The organism is Streptomyces thermolilacinus SPC6, from assembly GCF_000478605.2.
GTDB lineage: Bacteria > Actinomycetota > Actinomycetes > Streptomycetales > Streptomycetaceae > Streptomyces > Streptomyces thermolilacinus.
Genome location: NZ_ASHX02000001.1, coordinates 607610 through 631326, shown reverse-complemented (window position 1 = coordinate 631326; position 23717 = coordinate 607610). Strand labels below are relative to the sequence as shown.

The following is a 23717-nucleotide window of genomic DNA, read 5'->3' as shown; positions in this document are numbered from 1 at the left end:
TGAGCAGAGCCGGGTGGTGAGCGGCCGGGGTCTCCCGAACCGCCCCGCACGCCTCAGCGCGCGTCCGCCACCCGGAAGCGGATGCCCGCCGCGCGCAGCCGCTCCAGCAGCGCGTCGCCCATCGCGACGGCCGTCGTCACCTGCCCCGCGACCGGCGGCAGGCTCTCGTCCAGGGCGAGGCACAGCGCCGACTCGGCGAGCATCTTCGCCGTCTCGTCGTAGCCCGGGTCGCCGCCCGACACCTCGGCGCACACCCGCCGCCCGCCGCCCTCGCCGACGAACCGCACCCGGAACCAGCTGCGCCGCCTGCGCTCCGCGTCCGGGCCGCTGCCCGGCTCGTAACGCTCCATCAGCCACCGCCGCGCCGACGGCACCTGCGCCAGCGCGAAGCCCGCGCCGACGGCCGCCGCGCCGCCCAGCGCCATCGGCAGCGTCCGCACCGCCGCGTAGTGCCGGTACCGGAAGTCCGGGCCGTACGCGGGCAGCGCCGCCGCCGACCGGGCCACCACGCGCGGGTCCAGCGTCGGCAGCGGCAGCGCCCACGCGCCGGTCTCCCTGCTGAACCGGGGCCCGCCCAGCGGCGCCCGGGCCCGCCGCCCCACCTGCCTCGGCTCGTGCAGCCGCCGCTCCCGCGCCGCCCGCGCCATGTGCCGGGCCCGGCCCATCGCGGTGAGCGCGGAGGCGAACGTGCCGCCCGAGAAGAAGGCGTTCGTGCGGACGAACCCGTCCACGCGCAGCGGCACGTCGCGCGGCAGGTGCCGCACGGTGAAGTAGACGCCCAGGTCGTGCGGGACCGAGTCGAAGCCGCAGGCGTGCACCAGCCGCGCACCCGTCTCCCGCGCCCGCGCGTCATGGCGTACGTACATCAGATCGACGAACTCCGGCTCGCCCGTCAGATCGACGTAGTCCGTGCCCGCCCCCGCGCAGGCGGCGACCAGCGGTTCGCCGTACCAGACGTACGGGCCGACCGTCGACGCGACGACCCGCGCCGACTCCGCCAGGTCCCGCAGCGCGGCGGCGTCGCCCGCGTCGGCGACCAGCAGCGGCACTTCGGCGCACGACGGATGGTCGGCGGCGAGCCGGCCGCGCAGCCGCTCCAGCCGCCCCCGGTCCCGCCCGGCGAGCGCCCAGCGGCAGCCCGCCGGGGCGTGTGCGGCGAGATACCGGGCGGTGAGCTCCCCGACGAACCCGGTCGCCCCGAAGAGAACCACGTCAAACGCCCGTGCCGTGCCGTCCCGCGTGTCCATCCGGTCCTCCGCCGCTGCTCTGGTGGGCTGGTCCACGTCACGCAGAGGCTAGCCCCCGCCCCTGCCGTCGTCCCGCCGGGGAGCCGCGGGGGCTCGGGAGCCGCCCGGGGCCGCCCGGTTGCCCGCGCCCGGCGGGGGAGCCCGGGAGCCTTTCGCGCGGCCCGCCCGAAGGGGGTTGTGCACAGTGGAACACGTTCTTAACATCATCACTGTTACAGCGGAAGTGTCACAGTGGCGTGGCGAGGGGGCCGGATGACGGCGACGACAGGGACCGGCCCGCTCCGCGGGGTGCGCGTGGTCGAGCTGGCCGGTATCGGCCCCGGCCCGTACGCGGCCATGCTGCTGGCCGACCTCGGAGCCGACGTGGTGCGCGTGGACCGGCCCGGCGGCGCCGGTATCGGCATCGACCCCGCGTACGACCTCACCAACCGCAACAAGCGCTCCGTCCTGGTCGACCTCAAGGCCGACGACGGGCCCGCGACCGTCCTCGACCTGGCCGAACGCGCCGACATCCTCATCGAGGGCTACCGCCCCGGCGTCGCCGAACGGCTCGGCGTCGGCCCCCGCGAGTGCCTCGCCCGCAACCCGCGCCTCGTGTACGGGCGGATGACCGGCTGGGGTCAGGACGGGCCGCTCGCGCCGCGCGCCGGGCACGACATCACGTACATCGCCCTCACCGGCACGCTCTCCATGATCGGCGAGCCCGGCGGGCCGCCGACCGTCCCCGCCAACCTGCTCGGCGACTACGCGGGCGGCTCCCTCTACCTCGTCGTCGGCGTCCTCGCGGCCCTCCACCACGCCCGTGCCGAGGGCGGCACCGGGCAGGTCGTGGACGCCGCCATCACCGACGGCGCCGCCCACCTCGCCACAATGATCCACGGCATGCTCGCCGCGGGCGCCTGGCAGGACCGGCGCGGCGCCAACCTCCTCGACGGCAGCTGCCCCTTCTACGGCACGTACGAGACCTCCGACGGCGGCCACATGGCGGTCGGCGCGCTGGAGCAGCGGTTCTTCGACGAGTTCGCCCGCCTCCTCGGCCTGGACGCGGACACCGCCGCCGCCCGCCACGACCCGGCCCGCTGGGACGAGCTGCGCTCGGCCGTCGCCGCCCGGTTCCGCACCCGCACCCGCGCCGAGTGGACCGCCCTGTTCGAGGACACCGACGCCTGCGTGGCCCCGGTCCTGTCGCTGCGCGAGGCCCCCGGCCACCCGCACCTCGCCGCCCGGTCCACGTTCACCGCGCACGGCGGCGTCATCCAGCCCGCGCCCGCGCCCCGCTTCTCCGCCACCCCCGGCTCCGTACGCCGCCCGCCCGCGCGGCCCGGCGCCGACGCCGACGAGGTGGCCCGCGACTGGGACGTGCCCAGCGTCCACCCCACCCCCAGGAGGCCGAGTTGAAGCGCCGGATCTTCCAGGCGGAGCACGACGCGTTCCGCGACACCGTCCGCACCTTCCTCGCCAAGGAGGTCCTGCCGCACTACGAGCGGTGGGAGAAGGAAGGCGTCGTCGCGCGCGAGGCGTGGCTCGCCGCCGGGCGGCAGGGCCTCCTCGGCCTCGCCGTGCCCGAGGAGTACGGGGGCGGCGGCAACCCCGACTTCCGCTACGCCGCCGTGCTCGCCGAGGAGTTCACCCGCGCCGGAGCGCCCGGCCTCGCCATCGGCCTGCACAACGACATCATCGGCCCGTACCTGGTGAACCTCGGGACCGAGGAGCAGAAACGCCGCTGGCTGCCCGGATTCTGCACCGGCGAGACGATCACCGCCATCGCCATGACCGAGCCCGGCGCGGGCTCCGACCTCCAGGGCATCCGCGCCACCGCCGAGGACCGCGGTGACCACTGGCTGCTCAACGGCTCCAAGACGTTCATCTCCAACGGCATCCTCGCCGACCTGGTCGTCGTCGTCGCGAGGACCACCCCCGAGGGCGGCGCCCACGGCCTGTCCCTCCTCGTCGTGGAACGCGGCATGCCCGGCTTCGAGCGCGGCCGGAACCTCGACAAGATCGGCCAGAAGGCCCAGGACACCGCCGAACTGTTCTTCCACGACGTGCGCGTCCCCAAGGAGAACCTGCTCGGCGAGGTCAACGGCGCGTTCGTCCACCTGATGACCCACCTCGCGCAGGAGCGCCTCGCCATCGCCGTCGCCGCGGCGGCCGGAGCCGAGCACCTGCTGGAGATCACCACCGCGTACGTCAAGGAGCGCGAGGCGTTCGGGCGGCCCCTCGCCAAGCTCCAGCACGTCCGCTTCGAGATCGCCGAGCTGGCCACCGAGTGCGCCGTCACCCGCGCCTTCGTGGACCGCTGCGTCGAGGACCACGCGGACGGCGGGGGACTCGACGCCGTCCACGCCTCCATGGCCAAGTGGTGGGCGACCGAGCTCCAGAAGCGGGCCGCGGACCGCTGCCTCCAGCTCCACGGCGGGTACGGCTATATGAGCGAATACCCCGTCGCCCGCGCGTTCACCGACGGGCGGATCCAGACCATCTACGGCGGCACGACCGAGATCATGAAGGAGATCATCGGCCGTTCGCTGCTCGGCTGAACCACCACGGACGGCTGAACCACCACCGACGTTGAAGCGATCCCCGCGACGCGAAAGGCTCGACCAGTGACCACCGAAGCGTATGTGTACGAAGCGATCCGCACCCCGCGCGGGCGCGGCAAGGCCAACGGCTCCCTCCACGGCACCAAGCCCATCGACCTCGTCGTCGGCCTCGTGCGGGAGATGTGCGCCCGGCTGCCCGGCCTCGACCCGGCCGCCGTGGACGACGTCGTCCTCGGCGTCGTCTCGCCGCTCGGCGACCAGGGCTCCGACATCGCCAAGATCGCGGCCATCGCCGCCGGACTGCCCGACACGGTCGCGGGCGTCCAGCAGAACCGCTACTGCGCCTCCGGCCTCGAAGCGGTCAACACGGCCGCCATGAAGGTCCGCTCCGGCTGGGAGGACCTCGTCCTCGCGGGCGGCGTCGAGTCGATGTCCCGCGTCCCGATGGGCTCCGACGGCGGCGCGTGGATGTCCGACCCGATGACCAACCACGAGACCCGGTTCGTCCCGCAGGGCATCAGCGCCGACCTCATCGCCACCCTGGAGGGCTTCTCCCGCCGCGACGTGGACGAGTACGCCGCCCTCTCCCAGGAGCGTGCCGCCACCGCCTGGAAGGAAGGCCGCTTCGACCGGTCCGTCGTCCCCGTCAGGGACCGCAACGGCCTCGTCGTCCTCGACCACGACGAGCACATGCGCCCCGGCACCACCGCCGACAGCCTCGCCTCGCTCAAGCCGTCGTTCGCCGCCATGGGCGAGATGGGCGGCTTCGACGCCGTGGCCCTCCAGAAGTACCACTGGGTCGAGAAGATCGACCACGTCCACCACGCGGGCAACTCCTCCGGCATCGTGGACGGCGCCGCCCTCGTCGCCGTCGGCTCCCGCGAAGTCGGGGAGCGGTACGGGCTGACGCCACGCGCCCGGATCGTCTCCGCCGCCGTCTCCGGCTCCGAGCCCACCATCATGCTGACCGGCCCCGCCCCCGCCAGCCGCAAGGCCCTCGCGAAGGCCGGGCTCACCATCGACGACATCGACCTCGTCGAGATCAACGAGGCGTTCGCCGCGGTCGTCCTGCGCTACGCCCGCGACATGGGCCTGCCTCTCGACAAGGTCAACGTCAACGGCGGGGCCATCGCGCTCGGCCACCCCCTCGGCGCCACCGGCGCGATGATCCTCGGCACCCTCGTGGACGAGCTGGAGCGCCAGGACAAGCGGTACGGCCTCGCGACGCTCTGCGTCGGCGGCGGCATGGGCATCGCCACCGTCGTCGAACGCCTCTGACCGCCGTCCCGCCGTTCCGCCCTGTCCCGCCCTGTCCCACCCTGTCCGGCCCGTCCCGCCCCTCCCGCCGACCCGTAACGGCCCGTAACGGAAGAAGCATCCATGACCGCCATGCCGACGCGCTCCACCATCCGCTGGGAGCAGGACGAGACCGGGATCGTCACCCTCGTCCTCGACGACCCCGAGCAGTCCGCGAACACGATGAACGAGGCGTTCCGCGCCTCCATCGCCGCCGTCGCCGACCGGGCGGAGGCCGAGAAGGACTCCATCCGCGGCATCGTCTACACCTCCGCCAAGAAGACCTTCTTCGCGGGCGGTGACCTGGGCGACCTGATCAAGGCCGGCCCCGAGGACGCCCAGCGGGTCTTCGAAGCGGCCAACGGCATCAAGCGCTCCCTGCGCCGGATCGAGACCCTCGGCAAGCCCGTCGTCGCCGCGCTGAACGGCGCCGCCCTCGGCGGGGGATACGAGATCGCCCTCGCCTCCCACCACCGCATCGCCCTCGACGCGCCCGGTTCAAGGATCGGCCTGCCGGAGGTCACCCTCGGCCTGCTCCCCGGAGGCGGCGGAGTCACCCGCACAGTACGGCTCATGGGCATCACGGACGCCCTGCTGAAGGTCCTCCTCCAGGGCACCCAGTACCCGCCCCGCCGCGCCCTGGAGAACGGCCTCGTCCACGAGGTCGCCGAGACCCACGAGGAGATGCTCGCCAAGGCCCGCGCGTTCATCGACGCGAACCCCGAGTCCCGCCAGCCCTGGGACGAGCCCGGCCACAAGATCCCCGGCGGTACGCCCGCGCACCCCAAGTTCGCCGCGAACCTGCCCGCCTTCCCCGCGAACCTGAAGAAGCAGCTGAACGGCGCCCCCTTCCCGGCCCCGCGCAACATCCTCGCGGCGGCCGTCGAGGGCGCCCAGGTGGACTTCGAGACGGCGCTCGTCGTGGAGTCCCGCTACTTCACCGAGCTGGTGACCGGTCAGACCGCGAAGAACATGATCCAGGCGTTCTTCTTCGACCTCCAGGCCGTCAACGCGGGCCGCAGCCGCCCCCAGGGCGTCGAGCCGCGCACCGTCCGCAAGGCCGCCGTACTCGGCGCCGGGATGATGGGCGCCGGAATCGCCTACGCCTGCGCCAAGGCCGGTATCGAGGTCGTCCTCAAGGACGTCACCGAGGAGGCCGCGGCGAAGGGCAAGGCGTACTCGGAGAAGCTCTGCGCCAAGGCGGTCGAGCGGGGCCGCACCACCCGCGAGAAGGCCGACGCGCTACTGGCTCGCATCCGGCCCACCGCCGACGTGGCCGACCTGGCCGGCTGCGACGCCGTCATCGAGGCCGTGTTCGAGGACACGGCGCTCAAGCACAAGGTGTTCCAGGAGGTCCAGGGCGTCGTCACGCCCGACGCGCTGCTGTGCTCCAACACCTCCACGCTGCCCATCACCGTCCTCGCCGAGGGCGTGGAGCGGCAGGCGGACTTCATCGGCCTGCACTTCTTCTCGCCGGTGGACAAGATGCCGCTGGTCGAGATCATCAGGGGCGAGCGGACCGGCGACGAGGCGCTGGCACGCGCCTTCGACCTGGTGCGGCAGATCGCCAAGACGCCGATCGTCGTCAACGACTCGCGCGGCTTCTTCACCTCGCGGGTCATCGGCCAGTTCATCCACGAGGGCGTAGCCATGGTGGGCGAGGGCGTCGAACCCGCCTCGGTCGAGCAGGCGGCGGCCCAGGCGGGCTACCCGGCGAAGGTGCTCTCCCTGATGGACGAGCTGACCCTGACGCTGCCCCGCGAGATCCGCAACGAGACGCGGCGCGCGGTGGAGGAGGCGGGCGGCACCTGGCGCACCCACCCGGCGGAGGCCGTCATCGACCGCATGGTGGACGCGTTCGGCCGCCCCGGCCGCAGCGGCGGCGCCGGGTTCTACGAGTACGAGGAGGGCCGCCGCACCCGCCTGTGGCCAGGGCTGCGGGAGCACTTCACCAAGCCGGACGCGGCGATCCCGTTCGAGGACATGAAGGAGCGGATGCTGTTCTCCGAGGCGCTCGACTCGGTGCGCTGCCTGGAGGAGGGCGTCCTCACGTCGGTCGCCGACGCCAACATCGGCTCGGTGATGGGCATCGGCTTCCCCGCCTGGACGGGCGGCGTCCTCCAGTACATCAACGGCTACGAGGGCGGCCTGCCGGGCTTCGTCGCCCGCGCCCGCGAGCTGGCCGAGCGGTACGGCGAGCGCTTCGAACCGCCCGCGCTGCTGCTGGAGAAGGCGGAGCGGGGCGAGACCTTCACCGACTGAGGCCCGGCGGGAGGACGCGCCTCCGTCCCGGGCCCGGCGATCCCGGGGCGGGCCGCAGGGGGCGCGTCCTCCCGCTCGGCTGGGGCGTCCCGGCCGGGCCTGCCTCAGTCGGCGGGCTCCCCTCGGTCGGCGGGGGCGCGGAAGGCGGCGCGCAGTTCGTCGGTCAGGGAGCGCTGGAAGGCCGTCACCAGGGCCTGGACCACCAGGGGCCGCATGTGGGCGGACAGGGACTTCATCGCCTTCACGCGCCGTGGGTCCTCCGGGTCCGGCTCCCGCTCCCGGTACGGGTTCCACACCTCGTCGCGGAACAGCCGGGTCAGCTCCTGCGCGGCCTCGCGGGTGTGCTCCACCAGCACCTCGCGGGCGGCCACGATGGTGGCGTGCGGGATCGGCACGTCCAGCAGTTGCAGGCCGAGCCGCAGCAGCCCGAGGTCCACGCGGAGGGTGCCGTCCTCGTCCGGGCCGGTCAGCACGTCCATCGCGGCCAGCAGGTCCATGTCCGCGTCGGTCAGCTCCCGCCCGGCCCGCCGCTCCAGCTCGGTCCGCGTCAGGTGCTCCACGCTGTCCGGCGACCAGGTCGCGACGAGCGCCCGGTGGATGGCCAGATCGTGGGCGTTGACGTCCGCGGGGAGCTGTTCCAGGTACCGCTCGATCGCGGCGAGCGTCATGCCCTGGTGCTGGAGCTCCTCGATGAGCGCCAGCCGCGCCAGGTGCTCGGGCCCGTAGCGGCCGACGCGGCGGGGTCCGATGACGGGCGGCGGCAGCAGTCCGCGCGTGCTGTAGAAGCGGATCGTGCGGACGGTGACACCCGCGCGCGCGGCGAGCTCGTCCACGGTGAACGCCTGCGCTTGCGTCTCGGTCGCCACGGTGTCCTCGTTTCCCTGTGGTGTCGCACTGCTGCAACAGTATTGCTGTCTCACCACCACTGTGAAAGCCGCCGGGGCGGCCGATATCCAGAGGCCCGTTGTCAGTGCCCGCCCTTACGGTGAGGGACATGACGGGAACGGGGATTCGGTACACGAAGGGCGACGCGACGGCCCCGCAGGGGAAGGGCGTCAAGATCATCGCGCATGTCTGCAACGACCTGGGCGGCTGGGGCAAGGGGTTCGTCGTCGCCCTGTCGCGCCGCTGGCCCGAGCCGGAGGCGGCCTACCGCCGCTGGCACCGGGAGCGCGCGGGCAACGACTTCGGCCTCGGCGCCGTGCGGTGCGTGCGGGTGGGGCCGTATCTGTGGGTGGCCAACATGGTGGGGCAGCGGGGGATACGGACGGGCAGCAAGGGCGTCCCGGTGCGGTACGAGGCGATCGACGCCGCGCTGCACGCGCTGGCAGACAAGGCCGAGGAGCTGGGCGCGTCCGTCCACATGCCGCGCATCGGCTGCGGCCTCGCGGGCGGCCGCTGGTCCCGCGTCGAGCCCCTCATAGCCGAGCGCCTGGTGGCGCGCGGCATCCCGGTCACGGTGTACGACCACGACGGGTGAGTGGCGGGGCCGAGGGCGTCGGGTGGTGCAGTGGCGGTCACCGGCGGCGGGGAGGCCGGAGAAGCGGGGGGCTGTTCGGCGTAGGGGCGTGGGCCGAAAAGGGTTTGCCGCCCTCGACGCGAGGTGGTCGGCTGGCCGCCATGGACCATGACGAGGTACGGGAGCTGTTCGACCGGCGGATGCGCCGTGAGGCGCCCGCGGACGGGCCCGGATGCCGGGTCGAGCGGGTCGGGGACGTCGTCCGGCAGACCGGCCCGCCGGAGGCGTGGAACGGCGTCCTGTGGAGCGGCCTCACGGATGCCACGGCGGACGCCGCCATCGCCGAGCAGATCCGCCACTTCACCGCCCTGGGGCAAGAGTTCGAGTGGAAGCTGTACGCGCACGACGAGCCGCACGACCTCGGCGCCCGCCTTCGCGCCGCCGGGTTCACGGCAGGTCCCCGCGAAGCCCTGATGGTCGCCGAGGCCGACCGGATCGCCGCGCTCGGCTCGGCCCCGCCCGACGGCGTGGAGCTGGTGCCGGTGAAGGACGCCGCCGGGGTGGACCTCATGGCCGAGGTCCACGACCGCGCGTTCGCCACGGACGGCACCCGGCTGCGCCGGTGGCTGGTCCGGCAGCTCGCCGAGGCCCCCGGCACGGTCGTCGCCGTCGTCGCCGTGGCGGACGGCCGGCCGGTCAGCTCGGCGCGCATGGAGCTGGTGCCCGGCACGGGCTTCGCCGGACTCTGGGGCGGCGGCACCGTGCCCGAGTGGCGCGGGCGCGGACTGTACCGCTCCCTCGTCGCCCACCGGGCCCGGATCGCCGCCGCCCGCGGCTGCCGCTGGCTCCAGGTGGACGCCTCCGACGACAGCCGGCCGATCCTGAGCCGCCTCGGCTTCGCGACGCTGTCCACCACGACGCCGTACGACTACCGGCCCGAGCCCCGCCCCCACTACTGCGCGGAGGCGACCACCGGGTAGTGGTCCGACAGGTTGGTGTAGGTGTACGAGGTGCCCCAGCTCGACACGGTCCAGGGGGCGCTCCGCTCCTTGATCACCAGGTTCGTCCAGCCGGCCGGGCGGGCGTGCCCGGCGCGGTGCAGCACGTAGTCCAGGTCCTCGCGCGGGTCGTCCGGGTACCGCTCGGCGGCGATCGAGTTGTCCGCCGTGTCGAAGGAGTACGGGTGGCCGGTGCGGGCCGAGTCGGCGAGGCCCGCGTTGGCGAGCATCGTCGCGTACTCCGGGGTGTGCGAGTCCACGTTGAAGTCGCCCGCCACGATGACCTGCTCCGACGCCGGGATGTTCTTGGCGTCCAGGAAGGCGTCCATCGCCTTGAACTGCCGCGCCCGCGTCTGCGCGGCCTCGCCCGCCGAGCAGCCCGGGTCGGTGGACTGGGCGTGCGTGCCGACCACGTGGACGCGCTGCCCGTTCACGTTCAGCACGGTGTACACGAAGCCCTTGTTGGAGTACCAGTCCGCGCCGCACGCGTCCTTGTAGACGTACTGCTCCTTGCGCACGATCGGCCACTTGCTCAGGACCGTCACGCCGCCGTCCTCCGGCGTGGTCGAGGAGTACGCCCCGCCCGTCGCGTCCCAGCCGGACGTGGAGCGGCCCATGACGGGCGTGCGGTACGGGTACTGCGCGGCGGCGTTGCTCAGCAGCGCGTCGGAGGCGGTGTTGTCGAACGCCTCCTGGACCACCACCACGTCGTTGCCCTGGAAGAACGGCGCCGCCGGGATGGCCTTGGCCCGGTGGTCCTGGCCCCAGTTCGGGTACAGGTTCCGACTGAACAGGAACACGTTGTACGTCAGGACCTTCAGGCTCGGCGTGGCCTCGGCCGCGGCGGTGGCGGCACCCGCGGACGGCGCCGAGGCCGCCAGCGACACGGCGGCGAGCGCCGCGGAGACGGCGGCGGACAGGACGGCGCGCGGAGCGCGGCGGAGCACGGAACGCGGCTGGGGCTGGGGCACGGCAACTCCCTTGTGGGGGCGGGCTGTCGAACGGGGCGCCGCACATCAAATCAGCCGCGGTTACTCTCGGGTAGACAACGGATGGAGGAGATCTTGCGGAGATCGGGCAGCCCGGCGAAGAATTCCCACCCGAGGGCCGGGGCCCCCGCGAGACCCTCCACCGACGCGCCTCGCATACTGGAAGTCCGGCGAACGGGACCCCGAAGCCGGGAGTGGCCGGCGCCCAGGCCGACGCCCGAGCCGGTACCGGCCGCCGTCGATCCTCGGACCGCCACCACACCCCTCACACCCCCACCCCGGCACCTCGCAGAATCCGGAGCAGCGTCCATGACCCAGGCCCACGACCACCCCGCACCGCCGCCCCCCGGCGGGGTCCTGTGGAGCCTCACCGGAGACATCCGCGCGCTGCTCATGCTGCCCGCCGCGCTGGTCCTCCAGGTCGCCCACCCGGCCGTCGGCGCCGGAGTGGACGAGCACTCCGTCTTCCGCACCGACCCCTGGGGCCGTGCGGAACGCTCCCTGCGCTCCCTCCAGCTGTGGGTGTACGGCGGGGAGGCCGCCGTCGAGGAGGGCCGCCGCCTGCGCCGCCTCCACCGCACGATCCAGGGCACCGACACCCGCGGCCGCCCGTACCACGCCCTCACCCCCGCGAACTACGCCTGGGTCCACGCCACCGGCTTCCCCGTCCACCGGTACGCCGCCCGCTACCTCGTCCGCCCCATGACCGACGAGCAGGAGCGGGCGTTCTACGCCGAGTGGCTCCAGGTCGGCCGCGTCCTCGGCATCCATGACCGTGACATGCCGCAGACGATCGAGGAGTTCTGGCCGTACTACGAGAAGGTCCTCGCCGACGAGGTCGAGATGACCGCCGTCGTCCGCGACCTGCTCGCCACGGACGTCCCGCTCCCGACGCCCGCCCGCGGCCCCTTGCCGCTGAGGCTCCTGCTGGGCGCCCTGTGGCCGCTGCTGTGGCCCGGATTCGCTCGCTTCCGCGCGTTCCTCGCCGTGGGCTTCCTGCCGCCCGAGGCGCGCGCGGCGATCGGCGTGGACTGGACGGACGAGCAGGAGCGGAGGCTGCGCCGCCTCGCCCGGGTCGTGCGGCTGGTCGTGCCCGCACTCCCCGAGCGGCTGCGCTACCTCCCGCTCGCCCGCGAGGCCCGCCGCGCCCACCGCGTCGGCAGGGCGGCCCGGCCGAGCTGACCGGCCCGGCCGAGCTGACCGGACCGCCCGGCTGACCGGACCGCCCGGCCGACCGGCGGCCCCTCGACGCGCCGCCTTCAGTCCGGCAGCCCACCCCGCGCGATGACGTCCGCGTACCAGCGGGCGCTGTCCTTCGGGGTGCGCCGCTGCGAGGCGAAGTCGACGTGCACGATGCCGAACCGCTTGCTGTAGCCGTACGCCCACTCGAAGTTGTCCAGCAGCGACCACAGGAAGTACCCGCGCACGTCCGCGCCGTCCTCGATGGCCCGGTGCACCGCCGTCAGGTGCTGGTGCAGGTACGCCACCCGCTCGGGGTCGTGCACCGCGCCGGACGGGTCGGCGTAGTCGTCGTACGCCGCCCCGTTCTCGGTGATCACCAGCGGGACGTGCGGCAGCTCGTCGCGCAGCCGCGTCAGCAGCTCGTACAGGCCGTCCGCGTCCACCGGCCAGTCCATCGCCGTGCGCGGCCCCGGCGCGGGCTCGAACCGCACATGCCCCTCGGCGCCCGGCCACGGCGACGGGCCCTCGTGGGTGCCGGCCGTGACGACGGTGGGGGAGTAGTAGTTGATGCCCAGCGAGTCGATGGGCGTGGCCGCCGCCGCCAGGTCGCCGTCCTTCACGAACGACCAGTCCGTCAGCGCCGCCGTGTCCGCGACCAGGTCGTCGGGCAGCCGCCCGAGGAACACCGGGTCCAGGAAGACGCGGTTGCCGAGCGCGTCGATCCGGCGTGCCGCGTCCCGGTCCGCCTCCGACCCGGTCAGCGGCCGCACCGCGTGCAGGTTCAGCGTCAGCGACACCTCCGCCGAGCCGGGCAGCGCCGCCCGCAGCGCCCGTACGGCCAGGCCGTGCCCCAGGTTGAAGTGGTGCGCGGCGCGCAGGGACGCGGCCGGGTCCTTACGGCCCGGGGCGTGCACCCCGGAGGCGTACCCGAGGAACGCGGCGCACCACGGCTCGTTCAGCGTCGTCCAGGTGGCCACCCGGTCGCCCAGCGCGTCCGCCATCAGCGCGGCGTACTCGGCGAACCGCTCGGCCGTGTCCCGGTGCGGCCAGCCGCCCGCGTCCTCCAGCTCCTGCGGCAGGTCCCAGTGGTAGAGCGTGGCGACCGGCCTGATGCCCGCCCCGCGCAGCTCGTCCACCAGCCGCCGGTAGAAGTCCAGGCCCTTGGTCGCGGCAGGGCCGCGTCCGCCGGGCTGCACCCGGGACCAGGAGACGGAGAAGCGGTAGTCGGTGACGCCGAGGTCCCGCATCAGGGCGACGTCCTCGGCGATCCGGTGGTAGTGGTCGGCCGCGATGTCGCCCGTGTCGCCGTTGCGGACCTTGCCGGGGACGCGGCTGAAGGTGTCCCAGATGGACGGGGTGCGGCCGTCCTCGGCGGCGGCGCCCTCGATCTGGTAGGCGGCGGTGGCCGTGCCCCAGCGGAAGCCGGGAGGGAAGGCGAGCCCCGTCGCGGGACGGAGCCGTGCGTCGACAGCGGTCATGAGGAGGGAACTCCCAACGATCGGTAGGGATCAGTACGAACAAAAAGGAGGGGGGGTCAGCCCTTGACCGCGCCCTGCATGATGCCGCCGACGATCTGCCGGCCCAGCAGGCCGAACACGAGCAGCACGGGCAGCGTGCCCAGCAGCGTGCCCGCCATGATCACGGACTGGTCGTGGACATAGCCGCCGCCGAGCTGGCGCAGCGCGACCTGCACGGTCGGGTTCTGCGAGGACAGGGCGACGATGGGCCAGAAGAAGTCGTTCCACGCGGCCATGAACGTCAGCAGTCCGAGCACGGCCATGCCGGGCCGGGCGATGGGCACCACGATCGACCAGAAGATCCGCGCGGACGAGGCGCCGTCCACCCGGGCCGCCTCGATCAGCTCGTCCGGCAGCGCCTGCACCAGGAACTGCCGCATGAAGAACACGCCGAACGCCGAGACGAGGCCCGGGAGGATCACAGACTGGAGCTGGTTCACCCACTGGAGTTCGGCGATCACCATGAACAGCGGGATCACCCCGAGCTGCGGCGGGATCATCATCGTGCCCACCGTGACCGCGAGGAGCGCGCCCCGGCCGCGGAAGCGCAGCTTGGCGAAGGCGAACCCGGCGAGCGTGCAGCACAGCACCGTGCCGACGGTGATCGACCCGGACACGATCAGCGAGTTGACCAGCGCCGTGCCGATGTCGGCCTCCTCCGTCACCGCCTCGATGTTGCGGAGCAGGTTCGGGCCCGGCAGCAGCGCCGGCGGCACCTGCGCCAGGTCGGCGTTGGAGCGGCTGGCGGCGACGATCGTCCAGTAGAACGGGAAGGCCGAGACGAGGACGGCCACGATGAGGATCGCGTACGCGACCTTGCCGCCGTGCAGCGTGCGCCCCGCGCGCGTGGTCATCGCCCGGCCTCCTTGCGGGAACGGCGGCGCGCGAGCAGGGCGTTGGCCCCCACGAGCACCACGATGAGCAGGAACATCACCCAGGCGATGGCCGCGGCCCGGCCCAGGTGGAAGAAGCCCCAGCCCTGCTCGTACATGTACAGGCCGAGCGTCTGGTACTGGTGCGAGATGCCGCCGGAGACGGACCCCTCGTAGAGCAGCGGCTCACCGAACAGCTGCGTGGCGCCGATGGTGGACACGACGACGGTGAAGACGATCGTCGGCCGCAGTCCGGGCAGGGTGACGTGCAGGAACTGCCGCCAGCGGGACGCGCCGTCCATCTCGGCGGCCTCGTACAGCTCGCTCGGGATGGACTGCATGCCGGCCAGGTAGATCAGCGCGTTGTAGCCGGTCCAGCGCCAGATGACGATGGTGGAGACGGCGATCTGCGAGGCGACCGTGCCGGTCTGCCAGTCCACCGGGCCGACGCCGACCAGCCCGAGGGCGTAGTTGACCAGCCCGAAGTCACGGCCGAACAGCTGCGCGAAGACGAGTGTCGCGGCGGCGACGGAGGTGGCGTACGGCAGGAGCATCGCCGTGCGGAAGAACGTCCGGCCGCGCAGCTTGTAGTTGAGCAGGTGCGCGAGGCCCAGCGCCATCACCAGCTGGGGGACCGTGGACAGCACACCGATGGTGAACGTGTTGCGCAGCGAGATCCAGAAGAACTCGTCGGTGAACAGCGCCGCGTAGTTGCCGAGCCCGCGCCACTCCATGTCGCCTGGGGTCTGGAGCTCCACCCGGTAGAGCGACACGAACGCGGTGTAGAGCAGCGGGAAGAGGCCGAAGGCGGCGAAGAGGGTGAAGAACGGGGCGATGTAGGCGTACGGCGAGACGGTCGCCCAGGCGCGGCGCACCGCCGAGGGCCGGGCGGCCTCGGCGGCCTTGTCGGGGGGCGGGTTCGGCGGTGCGCCGGTGCCCGCCGGAGCGGTCAGGGTCACGGTGCGGCCCTTCGGGAGGTCGTGGGGCGGTACTTCACAAGGTGACGGGCTGGTACGTCACGAGGCGACGCGGTAGTGCGTCACGGGGTGACGGGCTGGGGTGCCAGGGGGTGACGGGCAGGTAGGCCACGGGGTGACGGGCTGTGGTTCACGGGTTGACGGGGGCGCGGTACGGGGCGGGGTCCCCGTTCCGTACCGGGCGGGGACCCGCCGGACGGGCAGCGTCCGGCGGGGCCGGTGGCCGCGTCAGCCCATGACGTTGTCCACGCCCTTCTTGGCGTTGGCCCACGCCTTGTCCGGGGCGGTGCCCTTGCGCTCCACCTCGCTCAGCGCGTTGGTGATCTGGTCGGCGACGTTCTTGTCGTGCACGCCGAGGACCTGCACCGGCGCCTCCTTCGCCGCGTCACCGAAGATCTTGCCGATGGGGGCGTTCGAGAAGTACGGGTCCTTCGCGTCGGCGACCTTGGCGATGGCGCCGGTCGAGGAGGGGAAGTTGCCCTGCTTCTCGAAGAGCTTGGCCTGCTGCTCGGGCGCCGTCAGCCACTTGACCAGCTCGTACGCCTCCTTCTTGTGCTTGGCCGCGCGCGGCACCGCCAGGTACGAGCCGCCCCAGTTGCCCGCGCCCCCGGGGAGCTTGGCGATGTCCCACTTGCCCTTGCCCGCGTCGCCCGCCTGGCCCTTGATGTAGCCGAGCATCCAGGCGGGGCACGGGATGGTCGCGAACGACCCGGCGGCGAACGCCTGGTTCCACTGCGGCGACCACTGGTCGAGCTTGGCGCTCAGCCCCGCCGCGGCGGCCTCGGTCGCGGCGTCCCAGGCGGCCTTGACGGCCGGGTTGTTCTCGTAGATCAGCTTGCCGGAGGCGTCGTAGTACCGCTCCTCCTCCTGGCCGATCATGATCGTGTAGAGGCTGCCCACGCTGTCCAGCCAGGCGCTCTTGCCGGGGGCCTTCGCCTTGTACTGCTTGCCCAGCTCCAGGTAGCCGTCCCAGGTGGCCCACTTCTTGGCGAGCTCCTCGCGGTCCGTGGGCAGCCCGGCCTGCTTGAACAGGTCGGTGCGGTAGCACATGGCCTCCGGGCCCACGTCCGTGCCCAGGCCCAGCACCTTGCCGTCCTTGGTGGTGGCCGCCGACCACTTGGCCTCGGCGAACTGGTCCTTGAGGTCGTTCGCGCCGTACTTGGCGAGGTCCTCGAACTTGTCGGCCTGCTGCTGCGTGACGGACGCGATGCGGCCCACCTCGATGCCCTGCACGTCGGCGAGGCCGCCACCGCCCGCGAGCCGGGTCTGGAGGGACTTCCAGTAGTCCTGCTCGTCCTCCGTGTCGGTCTGCTTGATCGTGACGCCGGGGTGGAGCTTCTCGTACTCGGCGTACAGCCCGGCCTCCTTGTAGCCGAACGAGCCGAACAGATCGACGGTGATCGTGACCTTGCCGCCCGCCGCGTCGGACGAGGTGTCCGACGCGCCGGACCCGCAGGCGGCGAGCATGGCTCCGGTGAGCGCGACCGCACCGAGTCGGACGGCGGCCCTTCTGGCGGCTCGGGCGATGGGCATGAGAAGCCTCCCTTGGCTTCGATCGAGCGGTGAACCATTCGTTGAGAGCGCTCTCACAAATGTGGGGGGAGCGTGCCCCGGCGGGGCCTGCCGCGTCAAGACTCGAACGGATAACGGCTGTGCGGCACACCAACTACCGGCCCTGTCGCCTGTATTGACAGTCATGTTTCAGGAGTTTTACGTTCCAGGCACTTGAGAGCGCTCTCGACCAGCTCTCCCGCCACCCTCACCACTGAGGTGAATCCCCCATGAGAACCCCCCGCTCAGGCGTCGTCGCCCTGGCCGCGGCCCTGGCGGCCGTCGGCCTCACCGGCCCCGCCGCCTCCCCCGCTGCCGCCGCCACCGTCCCGGTCGGCGCCGGCAGCTACTCCGACACCCGGCCGCCCGGCACCACGGGCCCGACCACCAACACCGGAACCCCCGTCACGCCCAAGGTCACCCCGGCCGCCCAGGGCAAACCGGTCCCCACCAACGACTGGTGGTCGTCCCTCGCCTTCCAGCGCTACGGCGACAACCCGTACTCCACCCCCATGTACGGCCATCCGCTCACCTACCAGGCCACCGCCGCGGGCCTCGACATCGGCTACCCGACCACGCCCGCGATCGTCGGCGAGGGACGGCAGTACGAGTTCGCCCACAAGCGCGACCTCACCCTCGGTCTGACCGGCCTCAACGCCCCCGACACCAAGGCCGACGCCTGGTCCGACTGGACCGTCACCCCGTACTGGTCCGACGGCGCCCGCACCCTGCGCGCCACCATCGGCCACGGCCTGCCCTTCGTGTACGCCAAGGGCACCGGCGGCGACGCCCGCGTCACCACCGCCACCGCGCCGACCGTCTTCGCCGACCAGGGCAACGTCCTCGGCATCACCGTCGCGGGCCACCACTACGCCCTGTTCGCGCCGACCGGCGCCGACTGGACGGTCTCCGGCTCCACCGTCACGGCGGGCCTGGCCGGCAAGGACTACTTCTCGCTCGCCGTCCTGCCCTCCACGAGCGCGCTGGCCACGTACAAGAAGTACGCGTACAGCTTCGTCACCGGCTCCCAGGCGTCCTGGAGCACGAGCGGCGGCACCGTCCGGGCCACCTACACGCTCACCACCCAGCCGCAGGAGGGCACCGAGACCGGCACCCTGCAGGCCCTGTACCGCCACCAGTGGCTCCACACGACGGACCCGCTCACGGCGTACACGTACGTCTCGCCGCGCGGCACCATGAAGGTCCGCGAGTCCCGCACCTTCACCACCAGCCAGCGCACCGCGCCCGTGCTGCCCGCGCTCCCCAAGGCGTCCGGCACCGACGCGGCCCGGCTGCGCGGCTACCTGAACGAGGTGGTGAACGCCGCCGACCCGTTCTCCGGCGCCACCGACACGTACTGGACGGGCAAGGCCCTCGGGCGGCTCGCCCAGCTCGTCCCGGTCGCCGAGCAGATCGGCGACACGGCCGTCCGCGACCGGCTCCTCGGGCTGCTGAAGGGCCGCCTCCAGGAGTGGTTCACGGCCGGAGGCGCCTCCGAGTTCAGCTACGACCGCACCTGGCGCACCCTGATCGGCTACCCCGCCTCGTACGGCAGCGACAGCGAGCTGAACGACCACCACTTCCACTACTCGTACTACGTGTACGCGGCGGCCGTCGTCGCCCAGTACGACCCCGCCTGGGCCGCCGACTCGGCGTGGGGCGGCATGGTGAAGACCCTCGTCCGGGACGCCGCCAACCCCAGCCGCACCGACTCCGCCTTCCCGTTCCTGCGCGGCTTCGACGTGTACGCCGGGCACAGCTGGGCCTCCGGCCACCAGGGCTTCGCCGCGGGCAACAACCAGGAGTCCTCGTCGGAGTCCACCAACCTCAGCGCGGGCCTGATCCTGTGGGGCTCCGCGACCGGCGACACCGCCCTGCGCGACCTCGGCGTCTACCTCCTCACCACCGAGTCGGAGGCGATCAGCCAGTACTGGTTCGACGCCGACCAGCAGGTCTTCCCCGCCGCCTTCGGCCATGACACGGTCGGCATGGTGTGGGGGAGCGGCGGCGCGTACTCGACCTGGTGGACCGCCAACCCCGAGGAGATCCACGGCATCAACGTCCTCCCGGTGACCGGCGGCTCCCTGCACCTCGCCGCCCGCAAGGACGCCATCCGCCGCAACATCGCCGAGATGGAGCGCCAGAACGGCGGCCCGGCCGTCGAGTGGCGCGACATCCTGTGGGAGTTCCAGTCGCTGGCCGACCCGGCGGCCGCCAAGTCCAAGTGGGACGCGCAGCACGCCGCGTACACCCCGGAGCAGGGCGAGTCGAAGGCCCACACGTACCACTGGCTGACCACCCTGGACACGCTGGGCGCGCCCGACCCGTCGATCACGGGCGACCTGCCCACGTCGGCGGTCTTCACCAAGGGCACGGTACGGACGTACGCCGCCCACAACCACGGCTCCACCGCCCGTACCGTCACCTTCTCCGACGGCGCGAAGCTCACCGTCCCCGCCCGCTCCACGGCCACCGGCACCGGCACCGGCGGCACGGACCCGGGCGAGCCGGGGCCGTCCACCGGCAACACGTTCCAGCTGCGCTCCGGCGGCACGCTCACCACGGCCACCGGCGGGACGGCGGGCGCCGACACGATCGCCTCGGCCTCCGGCGGCAACCACGACGGCACCCCGCACCTGCCGCTCGTCTACGAGGCGAAGGGCGTCAACGGCACGCTCAGGCCCGGCGCGACCACCGCGTTCCGCCTCCAGGTGGACGCGGGCACCAACGTGGCGCTCGGCCAGCAGGCGCGGATCAGCTACGACCTGACGGGCGACGGCACGTTCGACCGCACGGAGACGTACCACTACTTCGCGACGGACCCCGTCACGGGCTGGGAGGAGTACAACCAGACGCGCGGCCTGAAGTCGGCCACCGGCACCCTCGGAGACCTGCGCGGCGGCACCGTCCGCCTGGAGGTCTGGCACGCCATCGGCAACGGCACGGCCCGCCTCCAGACGGGCACGGACCGCTCGGTCCTGGTCATCCCCTACGCGTAGGGCTCAGACGGGGCGTTACCTCGGACGCGCGTCACCCCGACCACGCGTGAGGTCCGCCCCGAGGCCGTACGAGGTGTGAGCCCGCGCCCGGCGGGCGTGCCGAGGTGCTCCCGGCGCGGCCCGCCCGGCGCGCGGCTCACGCGGACGCCCGGCGGACGAGTTCCGTCGGGGTGATCACCGACCCCGGGGCGGCTGCCGCCGCTCCGGGGTCGCCGTCCTGGTGGAGGGCGCGCATCAGGAGCCGCACCATCAGGCGGCCCATGCCCTCGATGTCCTGGCGGACCGTCGTCAGCGGCGGGTCCGTCGCCTCGGCCACCGACGCCATGTCGTCGAAGCCCACCAGCGCCACGTCCTCCGGCACCCGCAGCCCGCGCTCGCGCAGCACCCGCAGGGCGCCCGACGCCATCAGGTCGTTGCCCGCGAACACCGCGTCCAGGCGCGGGCGGCGCTCCAGCAGCTCCGCCATCGCCCGGGCACCGCTCTCCACCGTGAAGTCGCCCTGCGCCACCAGGTCCGGGTCGGCGTCCAGCAGCACGTCCCGGTACCCGGCCAGCCGGTCCGTCGCCGAGGTCTGGTCGCGCGGGCCCGCGATGTGCGCGATCCGCTGGCGGCCCTGGCCCAGCAGGTACCGCACGGCCTCCCGCGCGCCGCCCCGGTTGTCGGCGTCCACGTACGGCACGGCCAGTTCGCCGGTCGCGCCCGGCCAGCCCGGCCGCCCGCCGAACACGGTCGGCACCTGTACGCGGCGCACGATGGACGGCAGCTCGTCGTCGTCGTGCACCGAGAACGCCAGCGCGCCGTCCACATGGCCGCCGCCCAGGTAGCGGGCGATCCGCTCGTAGTCGCCCGGGCCCTCCACCCACAGCAGCACCAGCTGCGAGTCGTGGGCGGTCAGCTCGCGGCTGATGCCGCGCACCTGCTGCTCGAAGAACGGGTCGGAGAAGACACGGAACTCCGGCTCGGCGATGATCACCGCGACGGCGCCGTTGCGCCGGGTGACCAGCGTCCGGGCGGCGTGGTTCGGGATGTACCCCAGCTCCTCGACGGCCCGGCGCACCCGTTCCACCAGGGGCTGGCGCACCCCCGCCCCGCCGTTCACGACGCGGGACACCGTCGCCCGGGACACCCCGGCGCGGGCCGCGACGGCTTCGAGCGTGGGACGCGTTGCCGGGCTCGGATCGGGCAAGGCGGACTCCTCAGGGCGGCTGCGGCGGGGCGTACACCAGTCAGAATATCCGGTTCCCGGCTAACTGAGAGCGCTCTCACCCGCCCCCCGGAGCCGCCCGCACGCGCGGAGGCGGCACGGGGCACGGGCCTCCGCCCACGCACGCGTGTGCGAAAACCCGGATGCCTCACCGCACACCCCTTTGGGACGATGCGCGGATGGCTCACCCTCTCGCCTCCCTGGTCGTCCGGCACACCCACCGACTGCCCGTCCCGTCCGGACCTGAAGGGCGCGGCGAGGTCGCGGCGCGCCAGTTCGACGCGGCGCTGATGTCCGCGGGGTTCAAACTGTCGGCGGCGCTGCTGGAGCGGCTGTCGGGGCTGTCCGACGAGACGGTCGTCGCCACGGCCACACCGGTGCTCGACTGCGTCCGGGCGATGGTCGGCGACCACGTCGAGCACAACGCGTACTTCCGCGACTTCCCCGCCAACGTCCCCGACACGCTCGACTTCTGGGCACGGTGCGTACGCGAGGCCCTCAGCGACGACGCCTCGCGCCCCGGCACGCTCGCCCGGCTGCGCGCCGGTGTGGTCGACCTGCTGTCCCTCCCGTCGTACGGCAGGCCGCAGCACACGTACGCCGAGCTGCTCGCCGCCCACGACGAGCTGATCGCCGCCGCGGGCGACCGGGTGACCGTACTGCACCCGGGCGGCCCCGCCGAGGACGAGGTCGCCGCCCTGTACCTGGCCCTCGCCGGCAGCACGACGCCGCTGGGCGACGAGGGCCTGCGCGACCTGTACGCCCTCGCCGAGCACTGCGCCGACGGCCCGCAGCCGGAGACGGCCCCGGTCCGCGAGAACCGCGCCGTCGTCAACGCCGCCCGGCTCACGGCGGGCCACGAGCCCGTGCTGGACACCGTCACCGACGTCCTCCGCCTGGCCTGCGCCCTCTCCGGCGGTGACGTGACGCTGACGGAGCCGACCCGCTTCCGGGCGCTGTCCCGGCCGGTGCGCCGCGCCCTGCTCGCCGGGCTCGACGCGGTGGTCGCGGCCGCCCCCGCCAAGCTCGCCGACGTCCTGGCGCACCGCGAGCCGTTCAAGCGCCTCGGCGAGCGCCTCCACCCGCACGAGTACCCGCGCTGGCCGCACGCCGCCGACGTGTTCGCCGTCGCCCGGGGCGAGAAGGAGGCACGGACCCTCGAAGGCCGCGTCGAGGAGTTGCTCGGCGCGGACGACGTGACCGGCGCGGCGCGGCTCCTGACGGCCGCCCCCGGCATGCTGCTGCGCTCCCTGGACCGCCTGCTGCGCGTGTGCCGCACCCAGGAGGACCGCGACGCCGTCGTGGCCGCCGCCGAGCGGGTCCTGCCGAAGGTCTCCGGCCGGGTCCTGCTGTCGGTCCGCGAGCACCTGCACCACCGCGCCCGGGACACCGGCGGCAGCCGCGTCTTCGTCAACCGGGGCGGGCGCGCCCGGGTCGTGGCCGACACCCGCGCGCCCGTGCCGCCGACCGACGTCGCGCGCCTGGTCGCCGCACTGGACGAGGAGACCCGCCGCCGCCTGCCCGACCCCGGGCACCTGCTGATCGACCCGGACGTCCTGGACGTCGCGCTCCCGCTCAGCGGCAGGGCGACGACCGGCGGCTTCGGCGTGCTGCCCCGGGGCTCGCTGACGCCCGTCCGGGGCGAACTGCTGCGCTTCTTCGTCCACTGGAAGCAGCGGCGCCGACGCACCGACTACGACCTGTCGGCGCTGATGCTCGACGCCGGATACGAGACCGACCGCTGGCTCTCGTACACCGCCCTGAAGCAGTTCGAGGGCGTGCACTCCGGTGACGTCACGGAAGCCCCCGACGGGGCCTCGGAGTTCATCGACCTGCGCCTGGGCGCCGTGCGCGGGGCCTTCATCGTCCCGCAGGTCCACATCTACTCGGGGGAGGGCTTCGACGAGGCGGAGGAGTCGTTCTTCGGGTTCATGCTGCGCGAGGAGGCGCAGAAGGGCCGCCCCTTCGAGGCGCGTACGGTACGCATGAAGTCGGAGCTGCGCGGGCCTGGCCGGGTCGCGCTGCCGCTGGTGTTCCTGCGCGGGGACGACGGCCGCTGGCACGCCAAGTGGCTCCACCTGTACCTGCGGGGCGCCCCGGCCGCCAACCGGGTCGAGGAGAACCAGCTGTCGGTCGCCACGCTGGTGCGCGGCATCGTCGAGCGCGACCACCTCACGGTCCGGTACCTCACCGGCCTGATGGCCGACCGCGCCACGGCCACCACGCTGTGGGGCGGCACGGTCCCGGACGGCCCCGTCACGTACATCGGCCTGGAGCGCCCGGACGGACTGCACCCGGACTCGCTGGTGATCACCCCGGAGAATCTGCGCGCGCTGATCCCGGGCTGACTGCTAGCGTGGAGCGCGGCGAGGCCATGGAGGGGCTTCCTTCTCCATTCCTTTCCTGAATCCAGTTCCTCCGCTTTCCTCGCCGCCGACATCACGCCGAGGTGCCCGATGGGGCACCCCGGCGTAGTCGTTCCCCGGCGTCGGCCGGACCGGGCACTCCGGGCACTCCGGGCCGGTCCGGCGGTCCAGGGCTGCTCCGGCGGTCCAGGCCCGGTCCCGCGGACTCGGCCCGGTCCGGCGGTTCCGGCCCGGTCAGTGCCCCCGCCCCCAGGT

Annotated in this window: 17 protein-coding genes; 9 read left to right on the top strand and 8 right to left on the bottom strand. The window is 73.3% G+C overall.

The features are described from left to right. Positions 1 to 53: 53 nt before the first annotated feature. Positions 54 to 1247: a saccharopine dehydrogenase family protein gene (locus J116_RS02760; RefSeq protein ID WP_023590884.1), complete on the bottom strand. Its 1194-nt coding sequence runs from the start codon at positions 1245 to 1247 to the stop codon at positions 54 to 56. A gap of 252 nt (positions 1248 to 1499) precedes the next feature. On the opposite strand from J116_RS02760, the gene J116_RS02755 reads away from it, so the two are divergent. The 4 genes from J116_RS02755 to J116_RS02740 all read left to right on the top strand — a co-directional run bounded on the left by J116_RS02755 (position 1500) and on the right by J116_RS02740 (position 7348). After that, positions 1500 to 2645 (top strand): CaiB/BaiF CoA transferase family protein, encoded by a 1146-nt coding sequence (locus J116_RS02755; RefSeq protein ID WP_023590885.1) that lies wholly within the window; start codon positions 1500 to 1502, stop codon positions 2643 to 2645. Beyond that, positions 2642 to 3787 (top strand): acyl-CoA dehydrogenase family protein, encoded by a 1146-nt coding sequence (locus J116_RS02750; protein WP_023590886.1) that lies wholly within the window; start codon positions 2642 to 2644, stop codon positions 3785 to 3787. Before J116_RS02755 ends, J116_RS02750 begins: the two co-directional genes overlap by 4 nt. A gap of 66 nt (positions 3788 to 3853) precedes the next feature. Then, complete coding sequence (locus J116_RS02745) at positions 3854 to 5068, top strand: acetyl-CoA C-acetyltransferase (protein ID WP_023590887.1); 1215 nt, start codon at positions 3854 to 3856, stop codon at positions 5066 to 5068. 111 nt (positions 5069 to 5179) lie between these two features. After that, on the top strand, positions 5180 to 7348 hold the full coding sequence (locus J116_RS02740; RefSeq protein ID WP_028964729.1) for a 3-hydroxyacyl-CoA dehydrogenase NAD-binding domain-containing protein: 2169 nt from the start codon (positions 5180 to 5182) through the stop codon (positions 7346 to 7348). 104 nt (positions 7349 to 7452) lie between these two features. On the opposite strand, the gene J116_RS02735 is transcribed toward J116_RS02740, so the two are convergent. Then, positions 7453 to 8214, bottom strand: a complete 762-nt coding sequence (locus J116_RS02735; protein ID WP_023590889.1) for a MerR family transcriptional regulator — start codon at positions 8212 to 8214, stop codon at positions 7453 to 7455. A gap of 128 nt (positions 8215 to 8342) precedes the next feature. On the opposite strand from J116_RS02735, the gene J116_RS02730 reads away from it, so the two are divergent. Beyond that, complete coding sequence (locus tag J116_RS02730) at positions 8343 to 8828, top strand: macro domain-containing protein (RefSeq protein WP_023590890.1); 486 nt, start codon at positions 8343 to 8345, stop codon at positions 8826 to 8828. Between the two features lie 140 nt (positions 8829 to 8968). Beyond that, positions 8969 to 9787: a GNAT family N-acetyltransferase gene (locus J116_RS02725; RefSeq protein ID WP_023590891.1), complete on the top strand. Its 819-nt coding sequence runs from the start codon at positions 8969 to 8971 to the stop codon at positions 9785 to 9787. Here J116_RS02725 and sph read toward each other — a convergent pair. Further along, complete coding sequence (gene sph, locus J116_RS02720) at positions 9760 to 10752, bottom strand: sphingomyelin phosphodiesterase (protein ID WP_028964730.1); 993 nt, start codon at positions 10750 to 10752, stop codon at positions 9760 to 9762. The genes J116_RS02725 and sph overlap by 28 nt on opposite strands. A gap of 351 nt (positions 10753 to 11103) precedes the next feature. Between sph and J116_RS02715 the strand changes: the two genes are divergently transcribed. Continuing rightward, positions 11104 to 11976, top strand: coding sequence for an oxygenase MpaB family protein (locus J116_RS02715; RefSeq protein WP_023590893.1), 873 nt, complete (start codon positions 11104 to 11106; stop codon positions 11974 to 11976). Positions 11977 to 12053: 77 nt separating this feature from the next. On the opposite strand, the gene J116_RS02710 is transcribed toward J116_RS02715, so the two are convergent. From J116_RS02710 to J116_RS02695, 4 genes are all read right to left on the bottom strand, one after another. Further along, entirely contained in the window at positions 12054 to 13454 is a 1401-nt protein-coding gene (locus J116_RS02710) for a GH1 family beta-glucosidase (RefSeq protein WP_023590894.1), read from the bottom strand. 56 nt (positions 13455 to 13510) lie between these two features. Continuing rightward, positions 13511 to 14347 carry a carbohydrate ABC transporter permease gene (locus J116_RS02705; RefSeq protein WP_023590895.1) on the bottom strand — a complete coding sequence of 279 codons (837 nt, stop codon included), beginning with the start codon at positions 14345 to 14347 and terminating at the stop codon, positions 13511 to 13513. Then, complete coding sequence (locus tag J116_RS02700) at positions 14344 to 15324, bottom strand: carbohydrate ABC transporter permease (RefSeq protein WP_023590896.1); 981 nt, start codon at positions 15322 to 15324, stop codon at positions 14344 to 14346. Before J116_RS02700 ends, J116_RS02705 begins: the two co-directional genes overlap by 4 nt. A 246-nt stretch (positions 15325 to 15570) precedes the next feature. Further along, positions 15571 to 16875, bottom strand: coding sequence for an ABC transporter substrate-binding protein (locus J116_RS02695; protein ID WP_023590897.1), 1305 nt, complete (start codon positions 16873 to 16875; stop codon positions 15571 to 15573). Positions 16876 to 17123: 248 nt separating this feature from the next. Between J116_RS02695 and J116_RS02690 the strand changes: the two genes are divergently transcribed. Further along, a complete protein-coding gene (locus tag J116_RS02690) occupies positions 17124 to 19892 on the top strand; it encodes a glycosyl hydrolase (protein ID WP_023590898.1) in 2769 nt (922 codons plus the stop codon). 136 nt (positions 19893 to 20028) lie between these two features. Here J116_RS02690 and J116_RS02685 read toward each other — a convergent pair whose 3' ends face one another. After that, complete coding sequence (locus tag J116_RS02685; RefSeq protein ID WP_023590899.1) at positions 20029 to 21078, bottom strand: LacI family DNA-binding transcriptional regulator; 1050 nt, start codon at positions 21076 to 21078, stop codon at positions 20029 to 20031. A gap of 197 nt (positions 21079 to 21275) precedes the next feature. On the opposite strand from J116_RS02685, the gene J116_RS02680 reads away from it, so the two are divergent. After that, positions 21276 to 23444, top strand: coding sequence for a TerD family protein (locus J116_RS02680; protein WP_023590900.1), 2169 nt, complete (start codon positions 21276 to 21278; stop codon positions 23442 to 23444). Positions 23445 to 23717: the final 273 nt, after the last annotated feature.